Source organism: Shewanella carassii, assembly GCF_019670705.1.
Taxonomy (GTDB): Bacteria; Pseudomonadota; Gammaproteobacteria; order Enterobacterales; family Shewanellaceae; genus Shewanella; species Shewanella carassii.
The window spans coordinates 1,533,882-1,545,659 of record NZ_AP024618.1; the positions used below are offsets into that span (position 1 = coordinate 1,533,882).

General features: G+C 45.2%; 8 protein-coding genes and 1 tRNA gene. 3 read left to right on the plus strand and 6 right to left on the minus strand.

All coding sequences use genetic code 11. The annotated features are described in order from the left end of the window. Positions 1 to 49 precede the first annotated feature (49 nt). Together K5621_RS07020 and K5621_RS07025 are read right to left on the minus strand one after the other, a co-directional pair. Complete coding sequence (locus K5621_RS07020; protein ID WP_221050788.1) at positions 50 to 2,380, minus strand: leucine-rich repeat domain-containing protein; 2,331 nt, start codon at positions 2,378 to 2,380, stop codon at positions 50 to 52. Between the two features lie 588 nt (positions 2,381 to 2,968). Continuing rightward, positions 2,969 to 3,451, minus strand: coding sequence for a hypothetical protein (locus K5621_RS07025; RefSeq protein WP_221050789.1), 483 nt, complete (start codon positions 3,449 to 3,451; stop codon positions 2,969 to 2,971). Between the two features lie 1,123 nt (positions 3,452 to 4,574). On the opposite strand from K5621_RS07025, the gene K5621_RS07030 reads away from it, so the two are divergent. Then, positions 4,575 to 5,648, plus strand: a complete 1,074-nt coding sequence (locus tag K5621_RS07030) for an ImmA/IrrE family metallo-endopeptidase (protein ID WP_221050790.1) — start codon at positions 4,575 to 4,577, stop codon at positions 5,646 to 5,648. On the opposite strand, the gene K5621_RS07035 is transcribed toward K5621_RS07030, so the two are convergent. The 4 genes from K5621_RS07035 to K5621_RS07050 form a co-directional block, all read right to left on the minus strand. Continuing rightward, entirely contained in the window at positions 5,645 to 6,592 is a 948-nt protein-coding gene (locus K5621_RS07035) for an alpha-glutamyl/putrescinyl thymine pyrophosphorylase clade 3 protein (protein ID WP_221050791.1), read from the minus strand. The two genes, K5621_RS07030 and K5621_RS07035, sit on opposite strands and share 4 nt — an antisense overlap. A gap of 9 nt (positions 6,593 to 6,601) precedes the next feature. Next, entirely contained in the window at positions 6,602 to 7,585 is a 984-nt protein-coding gene (locus K5621_RS07040; RefSeq protein ID WP_221050792.1) for a thymidylate synthase, read from the minus strand. Between the two features lie 935 nt (positions 7,586 to 8,520). Continuing rightward, positions 8,521 to 8,596: transfer RNA gene (locus K5621_RS07045), tRNA-Arg, on the minus strand. Positions 8,597 to 8,651: 55 nt separating this feature from the next. Then, positions 8,652 to 9,809, minus strand: a complete 1,158-nt coding sequence (locus K5621_RS07050) for a flagellar assembly protein FlgT (RefSeq protein WP_221050793.1) — start codon at positions 9,807 to 9,809, stop codon at positions 8,652 to 8,654. Between the two features lie 758 nt (positions 9,810 to 10,567). Between K5621_RS07050 and K5621_RS07055 the strand changes: the two genes are divergently transcribed. Together K5621_RS07055 and K5621_RS07060 are read left to right on the plus strand one after the other, a co-directional pair. Further along, on the plus strand, positions 10,568 to 11,182 hold the full coding sequence (locus K5621_RS07055; RefSeq protein ID WP_229671909.1) for a FlgO family outer membrane protein: 615 nt from the start codon (positions 10,568 to 10,570) through the stop codon (positions 11,180 to 11,182). Then, entirely contained in the window at positions 11,182 to 11,649 is a 468-nt protein-coding gene (locus tag K5621_RS07060; RefSeq protein ID WP_100142900.1) for an LPP20 family lipoprotein, read from the plus strand. The genes K5621_RS07055 and K5621_RS07060 overlap by 1 nt, the downstream gene beginning before the upstream one ends. Positions 11,650 to 11,778 lie beyond the last annotated feature (129 nt).

The window sequence follows — 11,778 nt, forward strand, 5'->3', positions numbered from 1 at the left end:
TCTGGCTTAACCAAAGAGAGATTCAGACACGCTTTTGCAATTGCTCGGCCTAATCGTCGAGATACTTGGTCTGCTCGGTGTAATTCGGGGTCAGCAAGTTTTGATACAGCTTGGGATTCATGTTGAAACCACCGAATTTGCTTATGGTGTAACAAAGGACTTTCAGCTTGAGCTTTCTGAAGCTGGGAGGGATAGGTTTAAGGAATTTGCAGCAATCGATACTCAAGCGTTCCAGTTTCTCAAGCGCCAACATGGATTCGGGCAGAGACTCAGTGACAAAGTCCTCCAGAGATAAGGTATCCAACTCGGTAAACTCACCGATAAAATCAGGGATAACCTTGATATCGCCGCCTCTCAGAGAAAGCCGTTTTAACGGCAGTGCTTTAAGCTCCATGGGGAAATGATCCAGGCTCTTGTGCATTCCCATCAGTTTAAGGTGATGCAAGTGGGTATATTTCACCAGGGCCTTGGTGGCCTCCAGACCAAACTCATAACACAGGACCAGTTTCAAGGTTTCCAATGCCGGCGCATCGAGTGAGGCCAGGGTTTTAAGATTGCTGCGTGAAATCAACAGGGTTTTCAGCCGTGGCAGTGAAACATTGGCAGGGAAATCGTCGAATTTGTTGAGTTTAACTGTCTCAAGCTTGGGGCTACTCGTTAGCAATGGGTTAAGAGTAACGACGTCTGTATTGTGCAGCTCCAGCGAGGTCAACTGGGTAACGGCGGGGCAATTCAAACTAGGTAAAGTCTCCCTTTGGTCTGCGTCTCCATCCTCAAGCTCAGTCTCAACTTGGGCCGGGTCAATATGGAGCGACGCTAGATTGGGGCAATGCATTAATAGATCGGCGATTTTAGCTGTCGCCAGTCTAGTGGTGAAGGAGGTGAGTCGCTCTGGCTGAGGCAGATATTGAGACAGCTCTTCCCCCGCGTCCGGCGTGTCATCGTCAGGGTAGTATTTCATCACAGCTGTAGAAATATTGCTGAACAGCTGCCGTTCGTTGTTCACCGGGCAATGGCTTAGAATGAGTTCATCCAGGGTTAGTAGCCTGGTCGGTGCAATAAGGCGATGACAGCGGTCGATTTCCAACTTTTTGATGTTTCGTGGCAACAATGACGCATCTATGGTGAGTTTTTGGCCGTTTATTATGCTGAGGCTGTCCAGCGCCGCTATCTTTTTAAACGACTCGGGGATGGTTTCCGAGTTGGTCGAATTAAAACTAAGGTTTTTAAGGCTTTGACATAGAGGCAGTTCATCCCAGAAGCCGTCGTCGCCGAAATCTGCCCCCCAGATGCTCTCCAGTTGCGAAAACGCCCCAAAAGGGAAGCGAATGCCGGTTAAGTCTCTGGTATAACCCAGGTGCAACTCTTTGAGATGAGGAAAACATGCAGCATGCTTACAGACCAATGCCAGCAGTTTCTTTTCTTGGATCTTAAGCCGGGTTATATCTTCATATACCTTTGGGGCAAAGCGGATATCTATGCCATTAGTGAAAGATGTTTTTTGATTGCCAAGCACCGTATTGGCATGGATTGAACTCAATAACGGGTTTTTCCATAGTGTCAGCTTATTGAGGTTGGCTAAGGTCAGTTGCTCATCAATAGATGCAAGTTGGGGACAGCATGAGATTTTTAAGTGTTGCAGCTGTGGCAGCTTATCCAAGTTAGTGCCAAGGCGTTGTAAATCCGGGACTAACGCCAAATCAATCTTGGTCAATCCCGCCGGTAAATCAAACAGCTCGGCGCCGCAGATAGGGGTATCGTACCAGGTTAGGCTGCTGAGGTTTGTCAGTTGGCGAAAATCAAGATCCAGACTTTCCAGCGGCACTGAGTCAATTTTAAACTCTTGCAGTTTCTTTAGCTTTTCAATGCTCTTGGGCAGTGTCTTGTAATCGCCTTCAATGTTGAGCTTTTCAAGCAGTGGCAGGCTACCGATACTTTCAGGCAACTGTTGTCCACAAAAGGGCACTTCTTCGATGGCCAGAAAAGTCACCGAGGGGAAACGCGCCAACAGCTCGGGGCGCTCGCAGAGTGCCTCCAGCGGCTGACCTGCTCGAATATCTATGATGGTATGTCCAAGCCTGGCATAGAGGTAATCGACATCCAGCTCGGCCGATAGGCTGGCATATTCGCAAAGGACACAGAAGACATCTCTCATATCAGGCTCTTTCTCGCCTTTAATCAGTTTCTTGCGGCACTTGAAGGCATTTTGAATATCCTGGCTCGCATGTTGTTTCAGCAGTTGGCGGATCTCTTTCACGCATTCGGTATCGGCGCTGCATTTGCCAATCAAGAAAAGGTCGTTGATGAATTTCTCAGGAAAGCCGTCACTGTTTTTAACAGCATTAAAGTAGTCGGGGAGGGATTCTATAAATTGGGACATAATATAAACAACTTATTGTAGGGTATGGTTATTAGCCAGTTGGCCGCTGCAGATGCTTAACGCCGTAGTTTTATCGTTCTGATTTTATCGTTCTGATTAACTTGGGCTTAGAGGGACACAGGCCCCGGATTTGGCTAGATTTGCTGTCGATAGTGCGCTGGAAGGTATGGAACGATATGGATTGCAAGATGCCCGGTAAAGTGCATCGAAAAGTGCACCGAATATGACATCAAAATTTACAGATGGAGGCGCAGCATAAGATGCCGCGCAATGCGAAGAGCTGACTAATTCCATTTACAGATATTCCTTCCAGTGACCACAAAAGTGGCCCGCACTCAAGCTTGCTACCGGATTTTACAAGAGTTGAAGGCCCCGTACAATCAATGGGATAGATATCTGCAGTGAGCTCATTGAACTTGTTGTAATTGTGGCAGCCACAATCCACTTTGGGCTGCTCGCTAAAGAGGAGGGGGAGCGTGTCTTTGCACTGACGTGATGAATCGACCGCTAGGATACAGCAGGCTAAGTGAATATTGTCAAAATCACTTCGCGCTCAAATACGAATTGGAAGACTTCAGCGAAGGATGACTACTCTGCCTTTTTAACCGCAGGCGCTATCCCTTTAGGTGCCGTTTCGGATATATCAATGACTTTGCCGGAGGCATCATAGTGGTAGTACATAACCTTCCCATTAATAGATTGATAGATGGGCTTTTGAAATCCTTCATATGCAATCTCTCTTGTGACACCTAAACTATTGCTGAGAAGAATGGTATTGCCGATGTTATCGAATACCCGAATCCCTTCGAGCCCCTCTGGGTCTTGATAATAGGCTTTGTTGAAAGTTAACACTTCATACTGTTTGGCCTGATAGATTAAGTTGAGTGCAACACCAGAGGTTAAAGCCGGGCACTTATCGGCGACCTGTTTAAGGCCGGTGGTTATTTTGTCATCAGTCGTCATCAAAGTAACTTGGCCATCGGCAACCAATAAGCGTACTCCATTGTTCCAGAACGATAGTGAGTTTTCAGGGACCTGCTCACCACAAACTTCAATCGGAATATCAACCATTTATTACCTCACCTGTTACTTTTTTATCGAGCTACAACCTTGAAAACAGCGCCAACAGGGTAGACGTTATTTTTCGGGGTAATGCCCATCCCTGGGTTGTTAAGCTTTTTCATTTGGCAAAATCACCCGGCGCCGCTCAAGATTAGATGGGGCGGAAGCGCATAAGGCATGCACAAAGGACTAACATGATCTTAGGCCGCTCATTGGCTGGATAAATGTGATGGGCCGCACTCTCAAAGGGTTTACATTGTAAAATCAAAATAAATCAGCATCTTGTTTAGGTAATCCCCCCGAAAAATCTAGTCAGGGCAGCTTCTGGCACCGGCCTTATTTAGGACAAGAAAGGACAGGGCAGGCCTACGAGGCGAAAGTAAGGGCGAAAGCTTCACTATTCATGACCTCAGGCGAGCTATAGCCAGTTGGAGCGTGATGCGCGGCGGCTGATGTTGAAACCACGGGCAAACCACCAGTAAGCTGTTTGGGCACAGTGACATTAGTATCGCTGCCAGCACCTATGCTTACTTGGATATTGAGCCGGTCAGGCGAGAGCTCAGATTAACCACATGTGCTTGGAGGCTAAGGCTGGTCAATAGGGCAGAGCGTTGGTCAGGTTGCTTTGGAAGTAAATAACTGGAACTTTCGCCGGAACAACGTCGAGAGTTGATAGCTATGTTGGTAAGAGATGGGAGAAAGTAGTAAGAAACTGAAAACAATGAATAATCAATCTGTACATATAGCCATTTAATCGTATAGAGTATCTTGAAAAAGGACTATCGATTCGGCATTGCATATTGGAAATTTCGTTTTCATCTAAGGAACTTAGGGCTATCTGCGAGCAGCATCGTGAAGCAGATAAATTGCTAGGTGAGTCCATAGCCAAAGTATTAAGGGCTAGGTTATCGGACTTATTGGCTGTAGAACGATATGATGAGATTCCTCTAGGAAATGCACGTATTGCGTTCATAGATTCGGAAGAATGTATTACAATTGATATCAAGGATAGTGTGGTAATGTGTTTGATTTCTGGACACTTAAAAACACCTAGAAAACTTGATAAAACAATAGATTGGGTCAAGGTTGAACGATTGAAATTGGTATATATAGGTACAATAAGATGATTCGCATGGATGATTTCAACCCTGATTGGGTATCCCCTCCGGGCGATACAATAGTAGGCTTGCTTGATGAGTTCGGTTTTTCCGTTGAGGAACTTGGACGAAGAATCGGCTTGCCACGTAACAAAACTGATAAGTTAATTAGTGGTGATGTATCTATAGAAGATCATATTGCTTATAGGTTAGAGTCGACTTTTAATGTACCTTCTCAGTTTTGGTTATCAAGGGATGAGATCTACCAAAATTTTAAGATGAAGTCTTTGGAGAGAGAAAAGAGATGGCTTGATAGTCTTCCTATCTCTGACATGGTCAAATATGGGTGGATCCCTCGAATAAATAAAGGCGACAATCGTGTTGTTGATTGCCTAAAATTTTTTAATGTATCTTCAATTAATGAATGGGAAGATGATTTTAAAAATTCTTTACCCGTCGCGTTTAGGAAGTCTCTAACTTTTAAGACTGATCCAGTTTCAGTGTATACTTGGCTTAATCAAGCTAAACACCTTTCCAACAGTATAAGATGCTATCCTTGGGATAGAGACATGCTATTAGAGTCGATACCTTCGATTAGGGCACTGACAACTGAACCAGAACCATCAATTTTTCTGCCAAAACTGGAAAAAATTTTTGCAGATTCAGGTGTCGCATTTGTTGTAGTGAGAACTCCTTCAGGATGTAGAGCAAGTGGTGCAACGTGTTTCTTTGAAATAGAGAAGCCTACAATAGTAATGAGTTTTCGTTATAGAACAGATGACCACTTTTGGTTTACATTATTTCATGAAATAGCACACCTTATATTACACAGTACTAATAAAGAGATTTTTATAGAGGACTCTAGTGTATCTGATTGCGATAGCTTGGAGATAGAAGCTAATGAATTTGCCTCTAATGTTTTGATTCCAAATGAGTATCGAAGTGAATTGTTAAAGTTAAAGAAGAGTGATTGGAAAAAGATAGTTCGCCTTGCAAAGAAAATTGGTGTCTCTAAAGGGATTGTTTTAGGACAGTTGCAACATGTTGGTAATATAGACCATGCTTATCTAAATCGTCTAAAAGTAAGATATACATGGTCTAATGATTAGCCACCAAAGTATTGATATGTAGATGGTGACTTTTGCCAGTTGCATAGAGCATCTTCTAATACTTGGGATGATAAGATATCTATCGGTAAGTATTTTGCTAATAAGTTTAGCTTACGATTTAGCTCTTCAATACTACAGTTAGAGTCTTTTTTACCAAAAAACAAAAGGCTAGCACCTGTTTTGGGGCCTGTTGCACCGGATAGATATAGATTTTGGGGCTCTATATCTTGTAGAGAGAACTTCTTAAGCATCGTTAAATAGTCAAATTTCGCTGTTCTGCCAAAGGATAAAACGCCTCTCATAGAATGATATGCAGCATCAAATAATTCATAACTGTTTTTAGTGTTATTGCTACTTAAGAGTTCTAGAAACTTTGTTTCGTGATCTTTACTTACTCCAACCCAATCAACATATGTTTCTATCACAGTTTGTAGTGGTCTACTTGAATTGTAGCTTAGTGATTCATACTTTCTGTGGTTTCCAAATTTTCTACCAGACTCAATTCTTTTAATTTCTACGCTCGCAGCCCTAAACCATAAAGAAAAGTCCTTTGGGTTATGTGATACTCTTTCCCATGTCCATACGTCTGTGCCTAAACCACCATAAATATTGGCACATAGTTTCCAACCTTCCTTCTTATGTTTTCCAAAGTGAGTTGCCAAGAAGATCAACCAGTATGCCTCATTTTTATTGTTGTCTCTAATATGCAACCATGCTGCACGCAATGGATCAAACATATTTGAGTAAGGATTTTTACGATTAGCAGAAATCTCCTTTTTCCCTATTTCTTGTATATATATAATTCTTCTGATGCTGTCGGCTATTTGTTTTGATAGAGTCGTGTAGTTGTCAGGTTCCTTTAGACCAATCAGTTTAAATTCTTCACATTCGAAATGTTCAATTGCATGAACAATATCTCCAATTTTTTGAAACCTCTTTTGCATATTATCCTCTTATATTTTTATCACAATTTTATTTTTAATTCTTTCTCTGCTATTTATTAATTGTTGGTATTTTTTATTTGTTATTTTTCTTCTAACTTCACTTGCATGTCTTAAACCGGAAATGTTATGAGATTCTTTTTTGATATAAAATTGCAGCAACCTTAAAATATCTTTCCAGTAATCACAAAGGTCTAGTTCGTCAATATTTAGTTCAATGTCATTTCTAATTTTAATTTCATAATCTAACAATTTATTTCTTATGCTAAAAAATCCACCGGGAGGCATATCACTCATAATGCTATCAGTTTGTTGAAATCCTTCATCGATAAAACGTTTTGCAGAATTAATATTTGCATTATAGATATGAAGGCTAGTTACATAGTGATGATAGATTCCTAATTCGCACTGAAGCTCTCTTGATATCATTTCTTGCAACATTGTAAATACAAATATGTCATGAGGTAAGCCAATATATGCATCATTGGAACGCATCGTTGTGAACATGTGAAGTTTTCTGTTTCTAACAACAAACTGTAAGTTAAGCGTACATGGGATGTCTTTATAGTCTTTGGATAAGTCTGATGAGTCAAAGAGTTGTATGACAGCCCTTCTGGTAGTGGTTGCATTTTTTAATTGTTCTATCACCCGTTCTATTTGATTATACTTTTCATGCATGTTGAAAAGTCTCTTTCCATAACCACCATGGACTAAGCCATCAGCTTCGATAAAAGCGCCATACTTAGGTATATATTTTTCTATATGGCTACCCTCATTACTACCAGAAAGATACCAAAATAACTCCCCTAAACAGCTAAAAATTAAACCTCGAGACTCAGTCCTGCTAACCCTAGCAATGGGATTAGATAACCTCAGCTCGCATCCTAGGATCTCTATATTTTTTCCTTTACTAGCGTTATTAACTTGACCATGTTCAAGAATATACGCAAAAACATAGTGCATCAGATCATCTAATGTAGCCGCTTCAAAGTTCACAATTCCCTCTGCATTCATTTAAATTTAGACTTTAGTCACATACTCAAGAAAGCTTCTTATTAAATTTAACAAACTAGATAATGTACTAAGTTCATGGGGTTGTCATCGGTTTTATACACTTATTGACATAACTCCAAGTAAGAGCGGTCGGTGCTATCAGCTTGAGAAAGCGTCCATTGGTGCACTCGGGTGATGACTTCAACCCCAAAGCTGACAATGCCTCGAAGGCGGGTTAGGGCTTCATCGCCGTAGTGGTTGGTTTTGACTGCCGGAATACCCGAAGCACAACTGAGTTGCTAAAGATATACACCTAATTCCCAGGCACAGGCGGAACTGTGACCTTCCGAGGCATGGATGCCGAGGCAGAGCTTACAAGGACGTACTTGCAGCGAGTCACAGGATCGCCTGTGCGAAAAGGACTGTTCTCGGACGTCCTGTCCTTCACGGCGTGCCCATTCGCGCCGCAGGTGATGGTGAACTGGCAGCTAAGCGCAAGTTTATTGGTGAGTTCTGGCTTAAAGCCATGATAGCCGCTGTACCAACGGCGTAAAGTCGTGGAGCAAATGCATCCATGTACAACGAGCCAGCTCGACATCCCTGACTCGCGCTCGAAAGCATGTTGCAACGCAACTCTCGCCATGTCACAGGAGAGCCTGTGCCAAAAGGACCGTTCTCGGACGTCCTGTCCTTCACGGCATTCGAGCTTCCTGCCCATCTGCGCCGCAGGTGAAAGGTTGTTGCTTAGCGGGAAGCTAAATCCAAGTTGGTTGGCTATTTAAGGCTTTAAAGCCACGATGGCCACATCGCTAACTCAATGTTTTCCTGAGAGAAAACTATCAGAGAACAAAATCACTAATTTGAAGCGCCTGGATCGGCAGAGGATGGGTTCTAAAAGAAGCTTGAGACTTGTGCAAGCAGGCACAAGAAGAAAATGCTGGTCTCCCCACAGGGACTCGAACCCCGATCGGTCGCTTAGGAGGCGACTGCTCTATCCTGTTGAGCTATAGGGAGACGCCAGTGATTATACTGGTTTTCACCCGGATGAAAAGGCTTTAGATTTAATTGCTTAAATCTTAATCGCGATGTCATTAACCTGAATGTTGAGGGCGGCATTTTCACCGCTGAGCACTGCGATGGCACTTTCCTCTGTGACTTGATCTATGGTGATTTTTGCCCGGGTTTCTCCGGCCACGGCACGCATTTGGTTCATGCGGTCGGGCAGGTTTTGTTGCAGCACGATTTGGAACTGATCGCCAACGCGGATGCCGTTGCGTCGCCCCAGGTTGAGTATCACTCTATCTTGTTGACGCACGACTATCTGTGCCAGCAGCGGTCTGCAGGCCAGTGCCATATCGATATCTTTACTGGCATTGGCCAGCACCTTATCTATGGCCTGCCCGTAACTGGCACGCCAGAATCTGTCGCTGTTGGGAGGGACGGATTCATTTTTGGCAAACTCCCAGGGCGCGGAAATGCTGTAGTTCTGATACCAGATCTGCTCGCCGCTGATCCCATGATAGAGGCTGAGCTGCAGCTGAAACAGTCGCTGAGGCTCGCTGTCCCACAGGCCCATAAAGCCGGACTCGGCCGGTTCGGTGGAGATATCTATGATTTGCGGCAGCAACAGATACTGGCTGTCGGTAATTTCACTTATCCAGGTCGGCAAACGGTAACCCCGGATATTGATAAGCTCTTCTTTGATATCCAGCCGCTCTTTGGCGTGCAGGTGGGCAAAGCTGGTGGAGGATTGCTTATCCAGCGTTGCCGCTATCCGCTCTGACAGGATTTGCTGGAAATTTTCCAACTGACCATAACGCAGTTGGCTTCTGTCCTTAATACTGGCCTGTGGCACCAGGATAGCGGCCTTGATGGCCGAGCTTTGGCACTTGTTATCCGGGCCATCGAGAATATCGAGCCGCATAACCACCTTGAGCTTGTCTCCCTGGCGCAGTTCGCTGACCAGTTCGACACTGCTTATCTGCGCCTGACTGGAGAGGCTGAAATCGTTTTGGGTCAAGCGCCCCTGGCTGACACTCTGGGTCGATTGAAAACTGCCGCCACGGGAGAGCAGAGCCATGTTGATGGCGTTGTCCATTGCCGCTTCCCGTGCCTGGGTCAGATTACCATTGATTATTTTGGCTTCACCTCGGGCCTCGGTCCACTCTGCCATGGCGTTCAGGCTGATGCCCAGCAGCGGCAGCAAGAGCAAGGGGGGCAATCTCATAAGGCGGTTCCTCAAAATAGGAGTCAGGGTGACGGAATTTTGCCACCACTTAAACTGGTATTGCTTGGCATTCAAATTTTATGCCAGTGAGAGGGGAGGGCTTACGGTGTTGTTTGTGAGAGCCAAGCAGTTGTTTGAAAGAGCCAAGCTAAAGAGCGGCAAGAATTTGCCGATAAGGCATGAGAGGCTCAACCCAAGCCGGTGGTTGGGATTGGGACAGTGCTACATCACTAAGGTTTAATCATAAGGGTTGCATTCCTGTGATTGCATAGTTGGGGTCGTCTCAATCTGGTCATACTGCGATGGTCGTTCTGCGCTGATAAGCGTCATTGGCGGATATTGATATTTTAAGCCACCTAATGCCGGTGCTATTCACTTGACATGCTTAAACCGTCGCCGGATAGCTCTGAAGCAAGAATTTTCAAAAACGGCTAAGCATAAAGGCTTGCCGTTAGAGGTCATCCGAATTGAGCTCTATTTTTACATAACCCTTGGTTGGTATTTTATTTGCATAGCTTTAGCCAAGGAATATGGAGCCCGGCCAATCGACTTTGATGAGCTGCCTTGGCGGGGGATTGCGTATCCCAATGAAGCGGTGGGAATGGATTGGTGCCCTTGTTAATTCGGTAAATACCGCCGTTAGAGAGTGGCTCAATACTCAGTGTCAAGCGCCGCCTAATATGGCCGTTAAGCCAGGTAGAATAAGGTTTACGCCGGACTCCAAAATAAAGTTAACTGCCCGCTCGGGCGTCAGTGGGATGGATATTATGTATAAAGCCCTGTGTATTCTGCCTTTACTCTTGTTGCCGGCTTGCAGCATGACTGCGCCGCAACCGCGAGCCGACATTGCGCAACCTGTGCCAGTCAATCTATTGGCGCAGCAGTTGGTTGATGAGTTGGTAGCTCACAACGATGCCCTTAAGCCGACCCAGCCGTTACTGGTGATGACGCCTGTGATGGTGGAGGACATGCAGAGCAGCAATGCACTGGCTTCACAACTGCAGCAAGGGTTGATGACAGCCTTTCATCAACAGGGCTTTAATCTGGTCGATTTGAACCTGGCCGATGCGGTGCGGGTCACGCCACAGGGGGATTTCATCCTTACTCGTGACTGGCAAAAACTGCCGAGCAATATTGCGGTGGAGCATGTACTGGTCACCAGTATGAGCCAGGCCAAAGGCGAGATGCTATTCAATAGCCGGATAGTCAGTGTTAGCAACAACCGGGTGCTTTCGGCGGCCACGGCGCGGATAATGGAGCAGGAATTGCCGGGCTACCTGGCGCCATCCAATAAGGTGGTGTCAAAAGAGGGCTTGCTCTATCGCTACGAAAACCGTGGTGAAGACAAGGGCCGGATAGTGGGGGATAAGTAATGAAGTATTGGAGTAACACTTTGTCATTGGCCACGCTGGCATTAGCGTTAATTCTCAGTGGCTGTGCCGATAAAGACAGATATGTGCAGTGGGAGACGGAGGCACCGGGCAGTTTTCCCAAGTTGACGGCAGTAGGCTATGCTCCGCTGGCCAGCCAACCGGCCAAGGAACAGTCGCAAAAGGTGTTGATGGCGATGCAAGCATCCAAGATAGCTGCCTATCGGGAGCTGGCCGAGCAAGTCTATGGTCAGCGTTTATCGGCCGACAGTAAGGTCAGTGACTGGATGCTGAAGGGCGATAATATTCAGGCCTCTGTTTCCGGGGTGATCCGTGGTGCCAAGGTCGTGCGTAGTTATCCGGCCGGAGATCATTATGTGACAGAGCTGGAGCTGGACTTCGCCCGGGTGTGGGATCTGTATCAGCAGCAAAATCGTCCGCAACGAGTCAAAGAGATCACTTACTTTTAGGAAGGTGCCAATAAGGCTTGGTGGTGTTCTCTTTTGTAGAGAGTGATGGCACTTTCCTTAGATTAATTGGCGTAAGCAGCTTGGTTTAGCTGCTTTTTTATGGCTTAAGAGTCCTTGCCGATTTGAGAT

Excerpts from the sequence above, each read along its gene's own strand:
- K5621_RS07030 (WP_221050790.1), top strand. The coding sequence starts at position 4,575 with ATGGATGATTTCAACCCTGATTGGGTATCCCCTCCGGGCGATACAATA.
- K5621_RS07035 (WP_221050791.1), bottom strand. The coding sequence starts at position 6,592 with ATGCAAAAGAGGTTTCAAAAAATTGGAGATATTGTTCATGCAATTGAA.
- K5621_RS07055 (WP_229671909.1), top strand. The coding sequence starts at position 10,568 with ATGGATATTATGTATAAAGCCCTGTGTATTCTGCCTTTACTCTTGTTG.
- K5621_RS07025 (WP_221050789.1), bottom strand. The coding sequence starts at position 3,451 with ATGGTTGATATTCCGATTGAAGTTTGTGGTGAGCAGGTCCCTGAAAAC.
- K5621_RS07060 (WP_100142900.1), top strand. The coding sequence starts at position 11,182 with ATGAAGTATTGGAGTAACACTTTGTCATTGGCCACGCTGGCATTAGCG.
- K5621_RS07050 (WP_221050793.1), bottom strand. The coding sequence starts at position 9,809 with ATGAGATTGCCCCCCTTGCTCTTGCTGCCGCTGCTGGGCATCAGCCTG.
- K5621_RS07020 (WP_221050788.1), bottom strand. The coding sequence starts at position 2,380 with ATGTCCCAATTTATAGAATCCCTCCCCGACTACTTTAATGCTGTTAAA.